We start from the raw sequence: 16,114 nt of genomic DNA on the forward strand, positions 1-16,114 counted from the left end.
ACCCTCAGCGGGTGACCGGCACTTTTGACGTGACGACCTTAGGCCGACGCTTGGCCTTCCGCCAGGAAGAACCAGGTTTCCAGCACGGAATCAGGGTTCAGCGAGACACTTTCGATGCCCTGCTCCATCAGCCATTTGGCCAGGTCCGGGTGATCGGAAGGGCCTTGGCCGCAGATACCGATGTACTTGCCGGCCTTGTTACAAGCCTGGATAGCATTGGCCAACAGCTTCTTGACGGCAGGGTTACGCTCGTCGAACAGGTGAGCGATGATCCCGGAGTCGCGATCCAGGCCCAGGGTCAGCTGGGTCAGGTCGTTGGAGCCGATGGAGAAACCGTCGAAGAATTCCAGGAACTCTTCAGCCAGGATGGCGTTGGACGGCAGTTCGCACATCATGATGATGCGCAGGCCGTTTTCGCCACGGGACAGGCCGTTTTCCGCCAGCAGGTCAACCACTTGGCTCGCTTCGCCCAGGGTGCGCACAAACGGCACCATGATCTCGACGTTGGTCAGGCCCATCTCGTTGCGCACGCGCTTGAGGGCGCGGCATTCGAGTTCGAAGCAGTCACGGAACGCTTCGCTGATGTAACGCGAGGCGCCACGGAAACCCAGCATCGGGTTTTCTTCTTCCGGCTCGTAGAGTTTTCCGCCGATCAGGTTGGCGTACTCGTTGGACTTGAAGTCCGACAGGCGCACGATGACCTTTTTCGGGTAGAACGCCGCCGCCAGGGTGCTGATGCCTTCCACCAGCTTCTCGACGTAGAAGCCCACCGGATCGTTATAGCCAGCGATGCGCTTGTCGACGCTTTCTTTAATATCCAGCGGCAGGCCGTCATAGTTCAACAGGGCCTTGGGGTGCACGCCGATCATGCGGTTGATGATGAACTCCAGGCGGGCCAGGCCAACACCGGCGTTCGGCAACTGCGCGAAGTCAAAGGCACGGTCCGGGTTGCCGACGTTCATCATGATCTTGAACGGCAGGTCGGGCATGGCGTCGATGGAGTTCTGCTTGATATCGAAGCCCAGTTCGCCTTCAAAGATAAAGCCGGTGTCACCTTCGGCGCAGGAAACCGTCACGCCCTGGCCGTCCTTGAGCAGTTGGGTGGCGTTACCGCAACCCACTACCGCAGGAATGCCCAGCTCACGGGCGATGATCGCCGCGTGGCAGGTACGCCCGCCCCGGTTGGTGACGATGGCGCTGGCGCGTTTCATCACCGGTTCCCAGTCCGGGTCGGTCATGTCGGAAACCAGTACGTCACCTGGCTGGACTTTGTCCATTTCGGACACGTCCTTGATGATCCGCACCTTGCCGGCGCCGATGCGCTGGCCGATGGCACGGCCTTCCACCAGTACAGTACCGGTTTCTTTCAGCAGGTAGCGTTCCATGACATTGGCCGAAGTGCGGCTCTTCACGGTTTCCGGACGGGCCTGCACGATGTAAAGCTTGCCGTCGTCACCGTCTTTGGCCCACTCGATGTCCATCGGGCACTTGTAGTGCTTTTCGATGATCATCGCTTGTTTAGCCAATTCGCTGACTTCAGCGTCGGTCAGGCAGAAACGCGCGCGCTCGGCCTTGTCGACATCAACGGTTTTAACCGAGCGACCGGCCTTGGCCTCGTCGCCGTAGATCATCTTGATGGCCTTGCTGCCCAGGTTGCGGCGCAAGATGGCCGGACGGCCGGCTTCAAGGGTGTGCTTGTGTACGTAGAATTCGTCTGGGTTGACCGCGCCCTGTACAACGGTTTCGCCCAGGCCGTAGGCGCCGGTGATGAACACCACGTCACGGAAGCCCGATTCGGTATCGAGGGTGAACATCACGCCGGCGGTGCCGGTTTCCGAACGCACCATACGCTGTACACCGGCGGACAAGGCCACCAGCTTGTGGTCGAAACCTTGGTGCACACGGTAGGAAATCGCGCGATCATTGAACAGCGAGGCGAACACTTCCTTGGCCGCGCGGATCACGTTTTCCATGCCGCGGATGTTCAGGAAGGTCTCTTGCTGGCCGGCAAAGGAGGCGTCTGGCAGGTCTTCGGCGGTGGCCGACGAGCGCACGGCGACGGCCATGTCCGGGTTGCCAGCCGACAGGGCAGCGAAGGCGACGCGGATTTCTTCGTTGAGCTTCTCAGGGAACTCGGCGTCCATGATCCACTGGCGGATCTGGGCGCCGGTCTTGGACAGGGCGTTGACGTCATCGACGTCCAGAGCGTCCAGCGCGGCGTGGATCTGAGCGTTGAGGCCGCTCAGTTCGAGGAAATCCCGGTAAGCCTGGGCCGTGGTGGCGAAACCACCAGGCACCGACACACCAGCGCCTGCAAGATTACTGATCATCTCGCCGAGGGATGCGTTCTTGCCCCCCACGTGCTCTACATCATGGACGCCGAGCTTATCGAGGGAAACTACGTACTCTACCAAGGTGATCTCTCCACTAACTGTGTTGGAAAAGCTCAGGACGCCGGCAGCTCAGTAGGAGCATTCGCCAGCGCTTGTGGCCTGGACCTGGAAAATAAGTGAGAATGCGGCCCACTGCGGGACGGCAAAATCGCGCCTATCATATCCAAGATTCGCCATCAGCTTAAGGCCCAGGGCTCAAATGAAACGATCTGCTTTCTTTATCTCCGACGGCACCGGCATCACAGCCGAAACATTGGGTCAAAGCCTGCTCGCGCAGTTCGAAAACAATACCTTCGCCAAATTCACGCGGCCCTATATCGACAGCGTGGATAAAGCGCGGGCCATGGTACAACAAATCAATCTGGCAGCTGAAAAAGACGGCTTTCGGCCGATCATTTTTGACACCATCGTCAATCAAGACATCCGTGAGATACTCGCAACCTCCAATGGTTTCATGATCGACATCTTCTCGACGTTCCTGGCGCCACTGGAGCAGGAGTTGAGTGAACACTCCTCCTATTCAGTAGGAAAGTCCCATTCCATTGGTCATAACTCCAACTATATGGAGCGTATCGAGGCCGTCAACTTCGCCCTCGACAACGATGACGGCGCCCGCACTCACTATTACGATAAAGCCGACCTGATCCTGGTGGGCGTGTCGCGCTGCGGCAAGACCCCGACCTGTCTGTACATGGCTATGCAATTCGGCATTCGTGCGGCCAACTACCCGCTGACCGAAGATGACATGGAGCACCTGACGCTGCCGGCCGCCCTGCGGGCGCATTCGCATAAGCTGTTTGGCCTGACAATCGATCCGGACCGCCTGACTGCGATCCGCAATGAGCGCAAGCCTAATAGCCGCTACTCTAGCTATGCCCAGTGCGAGTTCGAGGTGCGCGAGGTAGAAAATCTGTTCCGGCGCGAAAATATTGCGCATATCAATTCCACGCATTTTTCGGTGGAAGAGATTTCGGCGAAGATTCTGGTGGAGAAAGGTGTGGAGCGCAGGTTCAAGTGAAGCAGTTGCAAGCTACAAGCTACAAGAAAGAACCAATCGGCTCTTCTAGTCTTGCAGCTTGCAGCTTGTGGCTTGTGGCTTGTGGCTTGGCGCTTATAGCTTATAGCTTATAGCTGAAACCTTCCTCCCCCCTGCCCCAGCGCGGTGGCCAACGCATCAAACCCCGCCCGCAACAACTGATCATCCCCCGACGTATTACAGATACTCGCCCGAATAAACTGCGGCACCGCCGTCTGCCCCACGGCAAACGCCTCGGCCGTAGCAATCAAGTAGTTGTTCTGCCTGAGCTCCGCCTCGATTTCCGACGCCCGCCACGGCTCCGGTACTTCAATCCAGAAATGCGGGCTGTTGAGGTGGGTGCGGTATTCCAGGCCCGCCAGAAGATCACGTACCAGCGCCTTACGGCGGCTGATCTCATTGATCTGCTGGCGCAACAGGTATTGCGCCGTGCCGTTTTCGATCCACTGGGTGGCCAACTCAAGGGTGACAGGCGTGGCCATCCAGCAGGTCGAACGCAGCGCCGCCGAAATACGGCTGACCAACGCCGGCGGCGCATGCACATAGCCCACACGTAGCCCGGCCGACACCGCCTTGCTCAGACTACTGATCAAAATCGTACGCTCGGGGGCGAAATAGCTGAGGGGCGGTGGTCGGTCTTCGACCAGCACACCGTGGGCTTCATCCTCAAGAATCAGCAGGTTGTGTTCCCGACACACCCTGACCAAGGCTTCGCGACGCGCCACCGAGAGCACCGCGGTGGTCGGGTTCTGGATGGTCGGCGTGCAATACAGCGCTGAGACCCGGTGATTACGACAGACTTCATCCAGCGCGCTCGGCAGCACACCTTCTTCATCCATTTCCAGGCCGATCAACCGGATACCCAGCATGCGCGCGGCGGTGATCAAACCGGGGTAAGTCAGCTGTTCGGTGACCACCGTATCGCCGGCCCGCAACAGCGCCATCAGCGAGCACAGCAAGCCATGCTGGCCGCCGTTGACGCAGATGACTTGCTCGGGGATCGGATGAAAATCACGCTGCACCAGCCACTGCGCACCGGCTTCGCGGTAGCGCGGCAGGCCGGCGTCCGGGGTGTAGGCACTGATATCTTGGAGAAACTTGGCATTGGTCGACAGGGTTTGGAAGCTCTGGGCCAGAAACAGCGTTTCCTGCCCTGGGATGTGCATGTTGCGGCTCATGTCGAAAAACTGGCGCGGCTCTTCGCTGAAGTTGCGAAAACCTTCATCGCGCTGGCGCTCCATCCCACGCTTGCGCACGAACGTGCCGTCACCGACCCGCGCGACAACCAACCCCAGACGTTCCAGCTCGCCGTAAGCGCGGCTGATAGTGCCGATGGTGACGCCAAGATTGTCGGAAAGCACCCGATGGGGCGGCAGTTTTCGTCCCGGCTCAATCAAGCCTTCGAGGATGCCCCGCTCCATGACATCGGACAGGCGCTTGTACTTCACGCCCTGCCCGCTGGACAACCCCTCACGCATAATTGACACCATGTCAATATTTGTTTTGACAGCCATCTTTCGCCCTAATAGTGTGCTTTTACGGGTTCAATCGCCGAATTTTACAACTCATTACACGCTCAATATAGAGTTCAATTCCGGCTCAGGGAAGCAATAAACGATGCCAATGTCCGCCGTTCTCGAAAACACTGCCAAGACAAAACCCCAAAAACAGTGGTTGGCCGGCTTGGTCACCAGCGTGATGTTCCTGATCGTGTGCCTGAGCTGGGGCACAACCTGGCTGGGGATCAAGATTGCCGTGGAGAGCGTTCCGCCACTGACCTCCGCCGGTTTGCGCTTCCTCATCGCCTTCCCGCTGTTCCTGTGTTTTGCCATGGTGCGTCGCGAGCCGATCCTGTTTCCCCGTGAGAGCCGCTGGTTCTTCGTGTTCGTGACCTTGTCCTACTTCAGCGTGCCCTACTACCTGCTCAACTACGGCGAGATGCATGTCTCGTCCGGCCTCACCGCTTTGTTATTCAGCTGCATGCCGGTATTCATCCTGATTTTCTCCGCGCTGTTCCTGCGCGAACGTATCTACTTTTCCCAGGTGGTCGGCATCGGTATCGGCTTCGGCAGCCTCTACATGATCATCAAGAGCCAGGGCCTGCACCTGGACCACGCGGAGTTCTTTGGCGTTCTGGCGATCCTGACCGCCGCAATCATGCATGCCTTGTGCTACGTGATTACCAAGCAAAAAGGCAGCGCCATCAGCGTTATCACCTACAACACTCTGCCCATCGGCATTGCCGGGATGATGCTGTTCGTCGCCGGGCTGTGGTTTGAAACACCGACATTCGAAGACATCACCCTGCGCTCCTGGAGTGCCCTGTTCTACCTGGGGCTGGTGGCTTCAGTGGGTGGGTTCATCGTGTACTTCATGCTGCTCAAGCGCTTGAGCCCGATCATCCTGTCGTTCGTGTTCATCATCTTTCCGGTGTTCGCGGTGATCATCGGCGCCTGGTACGAAGGCTTGGCGATTTCCCGCGACCTGATGCTGTATTCGGCCATTCTGCTGGCCGGCTTTGCGATTACCAAATTGCCCATCGAGAAACTCATGGCCAAGAAAAATTGACCCTCCTTTCCCATCAACATGAGCAACGCGAGAGAAACATGGACGTACTCCGCCCAAAAGCCCTGGAACAGATTTACGCCCACGCCAGCCGCAGCTACCCCGAGGAATGCTGTGGTTTTGTCTTCGCCGACGGCAGCGTGTACCTGGGCAGCAATATCCAAAATGAGCTGCACCGCAAGAACCCCGAGATGTACCCGCGCAGCGCCGCCAATGGCTACACGTTTTCGGTGGCCGACACCCTGCTGATGAACAAGGCGTTTCGCAGCGACAACCCGGTGGTGGTGATCTACCACTCCCATCCGGATGTGGGTGCCTATTTCAGCGACGAAGACCAGGACAAGGCGCTGTTCATGGGCGAGCCGATCTACCCCGTCAGCTACCTGGTGGTAGACGTTCGCCAGGGCCAGGCCCTGGGCTCCAAGCTGTTTGCCTGGGATGGCAAGCATTTCGCCCTTAAACCTTTCAACGACCTGCACACGGAGTTGTCCATGAACGCTGTCTCTTTCCCTGACATTCTGGTTCGCGTGGCCAAGCTGCCGGAATCGACCCTCAAGGGCACCGGATCGACATTGCGCGAAGTCATTGAAAACCTCTGCGGCAGCCACCCGCTATTGCGTCCGCACCTGTTTCACGAGAAGAACAACCAGCTCAAGGAACACTTCCTGTTTACCGCTGAGGAGGAGCTGATTGGTGCCGATGAACGGCTGCCTGAAAAAGCCAGAATCGAAGTACTGCTCGCCACGTCGGGCGGCATCGACGTTGACGCTTTGAGCAACGAGGAAGTACAGCGCTATGTGCGCCACATCACCCTACCGGGTGTCGGTCGCGGAGGTCAGTTGAACCTCAAGAAAGCCAAGGTGCTGATCATCGGCACCGGTGGCCTGGGTTCGCCGATCAGTCTGTACCTGGCAGCCGCCGGCATCGGCACCCTGGGGCTGGTGGACTTCGATGTGGTGGAAAGCAGCAACCTGCAACGCCAGATCGTCCACGGCAACAGCACATTGGGTATGCCAAAGGTCGAATCCGCCAAGCAGCGCCTGCAAGACCTCAACAGTCATATCCAGATCAATGCCCACGACACCGCCCTGAATGCCGACAACGCCCTGGAACTGGTGGGCGCCTACGACCTGGTGATCGACGGCACCGACAATTTCGACACCCGCTATTTGGTCAACGACGCCTGCGTGCAACTCGGCAAGCCCTTGGTGTACGGCGCCATCTACCGCTTCGACGGGCAGATCAGCGTGCTCAACTACAAAGGCGGCCCGTGCTACCGCTGCCTGTTTCCCAGCGCGCCGCCGGCCGAACTGGCCCCCAATTGCAGCGCCGGGGGCGTGATCGGCGTACTGCCCGGCGTGGTTGGGATGATCCAGGCGACCGAGGCCATCAAGCTATTGATCGGCATTGGCGAGCCTTTGTCCGGGCGCTTGATGCGTTTTGATGCGCTGGCGATGAAGTTCAGCGAGATCCGCTTCAAGCGCCGCGCTGATTGCCCGTGCTGCTCGGAACTGCGCCACAGCCAGGCCCACACTCCAACGGTCTGCGCCGACGCAGTGCCGAACAAGCCTTCACTGGCCGAAGAGCGCTATATCAAGCCCCGCGTGCTCAAGCAACTGCTCGACCACCCGCGCAGCGCCGACGTACTGGTGGACGTGCGTGACGCCAGCGAACTGGAAGTGTGCAAATTGCCGGGCGTGGTGCATATCCCCCTCGCCGAACTGGACGGGCACCTCGACAGCCTCAGTCGGGACAACACCCACTATTTGATCTGCTACGCCGGAACCCGGGCCGAACAAGCCGCCAGTACCTTGCTGGCAGCCGGCTTCGCTAACACCAAAGTCCTGCAAGGCGGCATGAAACACTGGGTTCGCGACGTCGAACCCGACATGCCTTTGTACTGAGCCGGGGGCTGACTGATGTTGCATAACTCCATTCTCGACGTGATCGGCCATACGCCAATCGTGCGCCTGGCGCAGTTTTCCGAAGACCTCGGCGTCGAGGTCTACGCCAAGCTGGAATCCCTAAACCCGGGCGGCAGCCACAAGGCGCGCATCGCGTTGGGCATGATCCTCGACGCCGAGCGCCGGGGTGTGCTGATCCGCGACTCCGGGCAAACCATCATCGAGCCCAGCGGCGGCAATACCGGCATTGGCCTGGTAATGGCCGGCAATGTGCTGGGCTACAAAGTAGTGCTGGTGATCCCCGACAACTACAGCCCCGAAAAACAGAAGTTGCTGCGTTTGTACGGAGCCAAGGTGGTGCTGTCGGACAGTCGCCTGGGTAACAACTCCCACGGCGAAAAGTGCATGGAGCTGCAGCTGGAAAACCCCAGCTATGTGATGCTCAACCAGCAGCGCAACGGCGCTAACCCACAGACTCATCGCGACACCACTGCACCAGAAATCCTCCGCGCCTTTGGCGAGCAACGCGCAGACTATTTCGTCAGCGGCATCGGCACCGGTGGGCATATCACCGGCATCGGCGAAACCCTGAAAGCTGCCTGGCCAGCCCTTCGCGTCATGGGCGTGGAACCGGAAGAATGTGACCTGCTGAAAAACCAGCACGCGCCGCACCACATCCAGGGCCTGTCGATTGGCCTGATACCAAGCATCCTCAACCTGAGCGTGATCGACGGCATGCTCAAGGTCTCGCGCCAGGAATGCATCGACATGATGAAACGCATCATGCGCACCGACGCCATCAGCCTGGGCCTGTCTTCCGCCGCCAGCATGGTGGCCATCGCCAAGCTTGCCCCCGAACTGCCGCCCGAAACGGTGGTGTTGACCATGGTCTACGACAATGCCGACAGCTACCTGCCGAGTTTCGAATAATCGGTTTTCCAACCATCCAGAACGCGGGGGTGCCTCTATGGGCGGCTTTATCGACATGCAACAGTTGCACGATGAGTTGATCACTCACCTCATCAAGACCCTCACACCCGTGCAAATGAAACAGCTGGAACCGCACCTGGCACCGTTGATCCAGAATGCCGCCCAGGCAGTGGCCGAGGACCTGATCGCCTACGCCTACCGCGATCCGGCATCACGTGGGCGTGGCGAGCTGATCCTGGAGTCCTACGCTTCGTTCAAGGCGGTGCTGTATTACCGGCTGGCGCACTTGGTGTGGAACTTTCCCGACCAGACCAACGGGATGTTTTCCCGCATCGCGCTCAAGCTCAGTAACCAGGGCAAAGTGCTCTCCGGCGCCGAGATTCACCCGGCAGCGCGGATCGGCCGACGCTTCGTGCTGGACCACGGCTACGGCACGGTGATCGGCGAAACCTGCGAGATTGGCAACGACTGCTACATCCTCTGCGGCGTCACCCTGGGCGCCCGTGGCATCGCCAACAACCCCGACGGCAAGCGCCACCCGCGCCTGGGCAATAACGTCGAAGTCGGCTCCGGCGCCCGCGTGCTGGGCTATGTACTGATCGGCGACAACGTATTTATCAGCCCATCCTGCGTGATCACGCAGGACGTTCCCGCTGGCACCAAAGTGAAGGTGGTGAACCAGATCCAACTGCAAAAGAACGATGAGTCGGACCACAGCAACTACCTCGGCGCCTTCGCCCTGGATGAGCGGTTACATGTGGTTGGCGAGATCAATGCCAGCCACAAGGTGACGGTGCTGGACGCCGACTTTCACCCCTTGCAGGGCCTGATGCTGGAGCCCACGGTAAAAGAGCGTCACCAAGTGCAGTTCCGGTTGCACCGGGTGGAGTCGGGCAACCCATTGCCGCGCTTGCCACTGAACCTGAAGGTCTGCGGCCCCGAATTTGAAATCACCCTGCTCTCACCTCCTGGCTTGAGTGCAATGGTGCGTTCCCTGCTGCAAGCCAGCCCACTGATCGTGCGAGGTTGAACATGTCTGTGCACACCATGGAAACCCTGGCGCTGTTCGACAGCGCGCCCTACCAGAATGCTTTCAGCGCACGGGTGATTGCCGTCAGCGAACACGGCATTGCCCTGGAGCACACGCTGTTCTATCCCACGGGTGGCGGGCAGCCAGGCGACGCCGGCCACCTCACACTGGCGGACGGTACGCGGGTCGAAGTGACGGGCACGGTGCGCGACCCGGTGCTGCGCTCGATCATCTGGCATCAGGTGGAATACTGCCCCGAGCAACTGGTCGCCGGGGTGCAGGTGGACGCCGGACTCGATTGGGATCGCCGTTACCAGCACATGAAAATGCACACCTGCCTGCACCTGTTGTGCTCGATCATCAACGCACCGGTAACGGGATGCAGCATCAGCGCGGACAAGGGGCGCCTGGATTTCGACCTGCCGGAAATGACCCTCGATAAAGACACCATCACCCGCGACCTCAATGCGCTGATTGAACAGGCTCACGCGGTGAAGACCCTGTCGATGCCGGCCTCGGAGTACGCCACCTTGCTGCAGATCACCCGCACCCAGGCGGTGGCTCCGCCGGTGATTCAGGGCTCGGTCCGGGTGATTGAAATTGCCGGTATCGATATCCAGCCGTGTGGGGGCACGCATGTGACCAACACCGAAGAAATCGGCCGGGTGTTTTGCGAGAAGATCGAGAAGAAGAGCAAGCACAACCGCCGAGTTATTTTACGGTTCGAATGACCTCTGGCCCTGACTTGATAGCACTGACAATAAAGATCATTGATAGGGTTTCCACCGATGAATACGTAGTGCCAATCAGATCACGAACAGGTCCACGAACCGATTCACGGGCATCGCCTCAAGCCGCGCCTGGTCCTTGCACAACGCAACAATCTCGCCACAGCGCTGTGCAGTAAACCGCGTAGCCAGGTTGGCCTTGAACTTGTCTTCCAGCAAGGGAATGCCATCCACTCGGCGCCGGCGATGCCCAATCGGGTACTCAACCGCCACCTGCTCAGTGCTGCTGCCATCCGTGAAGAACACCTGAACGGCGTTGGCGATGGAACGCTTGTCGGCCTCCAGGTATTCACGGCTGTAGCGCGGGTTTTCGACAATGACCATTTTTTCCCGCAACTGATCGATAATTGGATGCGCGGCGTGGAATTCATCTTCGTACTGCTCGGCCACCAGATTGCCGAAGGCCAGCGGCACCGCAGTCATGTATTGCAGGCAATGGTCACGGTCCGCTGCATTCGCCAGTTGGCCGACCTTGGAGATAATGCGAATCGCCGACTCATGGGTGGTAATAACGATACGCTCGATTTCATGCAGGCGATCTTTTACCAATGGATGCAAGGTCACCGCCGCTTCACAGGCCGTTTGCGCGTGGAACTCTGCCGGGAAGCTGATCTTGAACAGCACGTTCTCCATCACATAAGTGCCGTAGGGCTGGGACAGGCTGAACGCGCGGTTGTCCTCCGGCTTGAGCATCAGGTCCTTGTTGGTGTGGCTGAACAGCACGTCGTAGAACCCCCACTGCGGCGCGCTCAATACGCTGGGAATACCCATCTCGCCACGCAACGCGATATGCGCCAGCCGCACACCCCGACTCGACGCATCCCCTGCCGCCCAGGATTTGCGCGACCCGGCGTTCGGCGCATGCCGATAAGTGCGCAACGCCTGCCCATCGACAAACGCATGGGACAACGCCGCAAGCAACTGCTCCCGGTTGGCGCCCATCAGCTTGGCGGTGACGGCCGTGGAGGCGACTTTTACCAACAGCACATGGTCTAGGCCGACGCGGTTGAACGAGTTTTCCAGGGCAATCACGCCCTGGATTTCGTGGGCCATGATCATCGCTTCCAGCACGGTGCGAACTGTCAGCGGTGCGTCGCCATTGGCCACGCGCTTTTGCGACAGGTGATCGGCGACGGCGAGGATGCCGCCGAGGTTATCCGAAGGGTGACCCCATTCGGCGGCGAGCCAGGTGTCGTTGTAGTCGAGCCAACGCACGATGCAACCGATGTCCCACGCCGCCTTGACCGGGTCCAGCCGGAACGACGTCCCCGGCACCCGCGCGCCAAACGGCACCACCGTGCCCTCGACGATCGGCCCCAGGTGCTTGGTGCACTCGGGGAAGCGCAAGGCCAGCAGGCCGCAACCTAATGTGTCCATCAAGCAGTGGCGGGCGGTGTCCAATGCGTCCTGCGAGTCGATCCGGTAGTTGAGGACATAGTCGGCGATGTCCTGCAGGACCTGGTCGTAGTCGGGGCGGTTGTTCTGGTCGACGTTGGCGCTCATGGCAGTGCTCCAAAAAATGGTTGGGGGGTAGTCCTCGGGGTCACGGTTGATCGGGTTGCGGCCGGTCTGGTTACCTGCCTATATGCGTAATGCACTACTTACCCTGTGGGGTCTGTGTTGGGGGTTAGAACGCGTCGCCGGGCACGCGTACAAAGCCTTCCATCAGCACCCGTGCGCTGCGGCTCATGATGGCTTTCTTAACAATCCATTCGCCGTTCACTTGAGTGGCTTCGGCCCCGACACGCAAGGTGCCGGACGGATGCCCAAACCGCACGGCGTTACGCTCGATACCACCGGCTGCGAGGTTGACCAAGGTCCCGGAAATGGCCGCCGCGGTGCCAATCGCCACCGCCGCCGTGCCCATCATCGCGTGGTGCAGCTTGCCCATGGACAGCGCACGCACCAGCAAGTCCACATCGTCGGCCTTGATCGTCTTTGCGCTGGAGGCCACGTAATCCGCAGGCTTGGCCACAAACGCCAGCTTCGGCGTGTGCTGGCGCTGCGCGGCTTCGTCCAGGTGTTTGATCAGGCCCATGCGCAACGCGCCGTAGGCCCGCACGGTTTCGAACATGGCCAACGCTTTCGGATCGCTGTTGATTGCGCCTTGCAGTTCGGTACCGGTGTAGCCGAGGTCTTCAGCGTTGATGAAAATCGTCGGGATGCCGGCATTGATCAGCGTCGCCTTGAAGGTGCCGACACCGGGTACTTCCAGGTCATCCACCAGGTTGCCAGTGGGGAACATCGAGCCACCACCGCCCTCCTCTTCCGCCGCCGGGTCCATGAACTCCAACTGCACTTCGGCTGCCGGGAAGGTCACGCCATCCAGTTCGAAATCGCCGGTTTCCTGCACAGCGCCGTCGGTGATCGGCACGTGGGCGATGATGGTCTTGCCGATATTCGCCTGCCACACGCGCACCACGGCCACGCCGTTACGGGGCACGCGGGCGGGGTCAACCAAACCGGCGCTGATGGCGAAGGCGCCGACTGCCGCCGACAGGTTGCCGCAGTTGCCGCTCCAGTCGACGAAGGGTTTATCGATGGATACCTGGCCGAACAGGTAGTCCACGTCATGCTCAGCGCGGGTGCTTTTGGCCAGGATCACGGTTTTGCTGGTGCTCGACGTGGCACCGCCCATACCGTCGATCTGCTTGTCATAGGGATCGGGACTGCCGATCACCCGCAGCAACAGGGCATCCCGCGCAGCGCCCGGTACCTGCGCCGCTTCGGGCAGGTCCTGGAGGCTGAAAAATACACCCTTGCTGGTGCCGCCACGCATGTAGGTGGCGGGGATCTTGATTTGCGCTACGTGTGCCATGGTTACCCCTCAGGCGGTCGCCGCCGATTCCAGGAAGTCCTGGGCAAAACGCTGCAACACGCCGCCCGCCTCGTAGATCGACACTTCTTCGGCGGTGTCCAGGCGGCAGGTCACCGGCACTTCGACACGTTCGCCATTCTTGCGGTTGATCACCAATGCCAGCGTGGCACGCGGGGTGCGCGCGCCGACCACGTCGTAGGTCTCGCTGCCGTCGATCTTCAGCGTATGGCGATCCGTGCCCGGCAGGAACTCCAGCGGCAACACGCCCATGCCCACCAGGTTGGTGCGGTGGATACGCTCGAAGCCCTCGGCGGCAATCGCTTCCACACCGGCCAGTCGCACGCCCTTGGCCGCCCAGTCGCGGGACGAGCCCTGGCCGTAGTCGGCGCCGGCGATGATGATCAGCGGCTGCTTGCGCTCCATGTAGGTTTCGATGGCTTCCCACATCCGCGTGACCTGGCCTTCCGGCTCGATGCGCGCCAGAGATCCCTGCTTGACCTTGCCGTTTTCAACAACCATTTCGTTGAACAGTTTCGGGTTGGCAAAAGTCGCGCGCTGCGCAGTCAAGTGGTCGCCACGATGCGTCGCGTAAGAGTTGAAGTCGACTTCCGGCAAGCCCATTTTCGCCAGGTATTCGCCGGCGGCGCTGTCGAGCATGATTGCGTTGGACGGCGACAGGTGGTCAGTGGTGATGTTGTCCGGCAGCACCGCCAGCGGGCGCATGCCCTTGAGCGGCCGCGCGCCGGCCAGCGCGCCTTCCCAATACGGCGGACGGCGGATATAGGTGCTCTGCGGGCGCCAGTCATACAGCGGCGCGACTTTCGGGCCGGTGTCTTCGTGGATCGCGAACATCGGAATGTAGACCTTGCGGAACTGCTCCGGCTTGACCGAGGCCTTGACCACCGCGTCGATCTCTTCGTCGCTCGGCCAGATGTCCTGCAGGCGGATGTCCTTGCCGTTGGCGTCGAGGCCGAGCACGTCCTTCTCGATATCGAAACGGATAGTGCCGGCAATCGCGTAAGCCACCACCAGCGGCGGCGAGGCCAGGAACGCTTGCTTGGCGTACGGGTGAATACGCCCGTCGAAGTTGCGGTTGCCCGAGAGCACGGCGGTCGCGTACAAGTCGCGGTCGATGATTTCCTGCTGGATGACCGGGTCGAGTGCGCCGGACATACCGTTGCAGGTGGTGCAGGCGAAGGCCACGACACCAAAACCAAGCTGCTCCAATTCAGTGGTCAAGCCGGCTTCGTCGAGGTACATCGCCACGGTTTTCGAACCGGGAGCCAGGGAGGATTTGACCCAAGGTTTGCGCACCAGCCCCAGTTTGTTGGCGTTGCGCGCCAAGAGGCCTGCGGCGATGACGTTGCGCGGGTTGCTGGTGTTGGTGCAACTGGTGATGGCGGCGATGATTACCGCGCCGTCGGGCATTTGCCCCGGCACTTCTTCCCACTGGCCAGAGATACCTTTGGCCGCCAGGTCACGGGTAGCGACGCGAGCGTGCGGGTTGCTCGGGCCGGCCATGTTGCGCACAACGCTGGACAGGTCGAAGGTGAGGCCACGCTCGTATTGCGCGCCTTTGAGGTCATCGGCCCACAGGCCTGTGTGGCGGGCGTATTGCTCAACCAAGGTGACTTGTTCGTCTTCGCGGCCAGTAAGCTTGAGGTAAGCGATGGTCTGTTGATCGATGTAGAACATCGCCGCGGTGGCGCCGTATTCCGGTGCCATGTTGGAGATGGTCGCACGGTCGCCGAGGGTGAGGTTTGAAGCGCCCTCGCCGAAAAACTCCAGCCACGCGCCGACCACTTTTTGCTTACGCAGGAACTCGGTCAGCGCCAGCACCATATCGGTGGCGGTGATGCCGGGTTGCAGCTTGCCCGTCAGCTCCACGCCGACACTTTCCGGCAGGCGCATCCACGAGGCGCGACCGAGCATCACGCTTTCGGCTTCCAGACCACCGACGCCGATGGCGATCACACCCAGTGCGTCTACGTGCGGGGTGTGGCTGTCGGTGCCAACGCAGGTGTCGGGGAATGCAACACCGTCACGCACCTGAATCACCGGGGACATTTTCTCCAGGTTGATCTGGTGCATGATGCCGTTGCCTGGCGGGATCACGTCGACGTTCTTGAAGGCCTTCTTGGTCCACTCGATAAAGTGGAAACGGTCTTCGTTGCGACGGTCTTCGATGGCGCGGTTTTTCTCGAACGCGTCCGGGTCAAAACCGCCGGCTTCGACGGCCAGGGAATGGTCGACGATCAGTTGGGTCGGCACCACCGGATTGACCTGCGCCGGGTCACCGCCTTGCAGGGCGATGGCATCGCGCAAGCCGGCGAGGTCGACCAAGGCGGTCTGGCCGAGAATGTCGTGGCACACCACGCGCGCCGGGAACCACGGAAAGTCGAGGTCGCGCTTGCGTTCGATCAGTTGGCTCAGGGACGCGTTGAGGGTGGCCGGGTCGCAACGACGCACCAGGTTTTCTGCGAGGACGCGGGAGGTGTAGGGCAAGGTGGCGTAGGCGCCGGGGGTGATTGCCTCGACAGCCGCGCGGGCGTCGAAGAAATCCAGGCGGCTGCCGGGGAGTGGTTTGCGGAATTCAGTGTTCATCGTCAGGGCTCGGTCACGGTAGATACAAAAGGAAAAGACGACGCGG

At 60.4% G+C, this 16,114-nt stretch carries 11 protein-coding genes; 6 read left to right on the top strand and 5 right to left on the bottom strand.

Annotation, left to right across the window (positions count from 1 at the left end; genetic code table 11):
- Positions 1-38 precede the first annotated feature (38 nt).
- Positions 39-2,414 carry a phosphoenolpyruvate synthase gene (gene ppsA / locus AACY52_RS21970; protein ID WP_339560775.1) on the bottom strand — a complete coding sequence of 792 codons (2,376 nt, stop codon included), beginning with the start codon at positions 2,412-2,414 and terminating at the stop codon, positions 39-41.
- A 178-nt stretch (positions 2,415-2,592) separates the two neighbouring features.
- On the opposite strand from ppsA, the gene AACY52_RS21975 reads away from it, so the two are divergent.
- Positions 2,593-3,411, top strand: a complete 819-nt coding sequence (locus tag AACY52_RS21975) for a pyruvate, water dikinase regulatory protein (RefSeq protein ID WP_027603681.1) — start codon at positions 2,593-2,595, stop codon at positions 3,409-3,411.
- Positions 3,412-3,518: 107 nt separating this feature from the next.
- Here the strand turns inward: AACY52_RS21975 and AACY52_RS21980 are convergent, their stop codons facing one another.
- Positions 3,519-4,943 (bottom strand): PLP-dependent aminotransferase family protein, encoded by a 1,425-nt coding sequence (locus tag AACY52_RS21980; protein WP_339418822.1) that lies wholly within the window; start codon positions 4,941-4,943, stop codon positions 3,519-3,521.
- 160 nt (positions 4,944-5,103) lie between these two features.
- Between AACY52_RS21980 and AACY52_RS21985 the strand changes: the two genes are divergently transcribed.
- Genes AACY52_RS21985 through AACY52_RS22005 form a run of 5 tightly spaced genes read left to right on the top strand, consistent with a single transcriptional unit; the run spans position 5,104 to position 10,589 of the window.
- Entirely contained in the window at positions 5,104-5,997 is an 894-nt protein-coding gene (locus AACY52_RS21985) for a DMT family transporter (RefSeq protein WP_175403055.1), read from the top strand.
- Positions 5,998-6,035: 38 nt separating this feature from the next.
- Positions 6,036-7,898 carry a molybdopterin-synthase adenylyltransferase MoeB gene (gene moeB / locus AACY52_RS21990; RefSeq protein WP_339493475.1) on the top strand — a complete coding sequence of 621 codons (1,863 nt, stop codon included), beginning with the start codon at positions 6,036-6,038 and terminating at the stop codon, positions 7,896-7,898.
- A 15-nt stretch (positions 7,899-7,913) separates the two neighbouring features.
- A complete protein-coding gene (locus AACY52_RS21995) occupies positions 7,914-8,828 on the top strand; it encodes a cysteine synthase family protein (RefSeq protein ID WP_339418826.1) in 915 nt (304 codons plus the stop codon).
- A 37-nt stretch (positions 8,829-8,865) separates the two neighbouring features.
- Positions 8,866-9,858, top strand: coding sequence for a serine O-acetyltransferase (locus AACY52_RS22000; protein WP_339560776.1), 993 nt, complete (start codon positions 8,866-8,868; stop codon positions 9,856-9,858).
- A gap of 2 nt (positions 9,859-9,860) precedes the next feature.
- Positions 9,861-10,589, top strand: coding sequence for an alanyl-tRNA editing protein (locus tag AACY52_RS22005; RefSeq protein ID WP_339418828.1), 729 nt, complete (start codon positions 9,861-9,863; stop codon positions 10,587-10,589).
- Positions 10,590-10,664: 75 nt separating this feature from the next.
- On the opposite strand, the gene prpD is transcribed toward AACY52_RS22005, so the two are convergent.
- From prpD to acnD, 3 genes are all read right to left on the bottom strand, one after another.
- Positions 10,665-12,149, bottom strand: coding sequence for a 2-methylcitrate dehydratase (gene prpD, locus AACY52_RS22010; protein ID WP_339436455.1), 1,485 nt, complete (start codon positions 12,147-12,149; stop codon positions 10,665-10,667).
- Positions 12,150-12,273: 124 nt separating this feature from the next.
- Positions 12,274-13,464 carry a 2-methylaconitate cis-trans isomerase PrpF gene (prpF, locus tag AACY52_RS22015; RefSeq protein WP_339418831.1) on the bottom strand — a complete coding sequence of 397 codons (1,191 nt, stop codon included), beginning with the start codon at positions 13,462-13,464 and terminating at the stop codon, positions 12,274-12,276.
- A gap of 9 nt (positions 13,465-13,473) precedes the next feature.
- Positions 13,474-16,068 (bottom strand): Fe/S-dependent 2-methylisocitrate dehydratase AcnD, encoded by a 2,595-nt coding sequence (gene acnD / locus AACY52_RS22020; RefSeq protein ID WP_339418832.1) that lies wholly within the window; start codon positions 16,066-16,068, stop codon positions 13,474-13,476.
- Between the last annotated feature and the right edge of the window lie 46 nt (positions 16,069-16,114).

It is taken from the genome of Pseudomonas sp. EA_65y_Pfl1_P113, assembly GCF_963970525.1.
In the GTDB taxonomy this organism is placed as follows: domain Bacteria; phylum Pseudomonadota; class Gammaproteobacteria; order Pseudomonadales; family Pseudomonadaceae; genus Aquipseudomonas; species Aquipseudomonas tritici.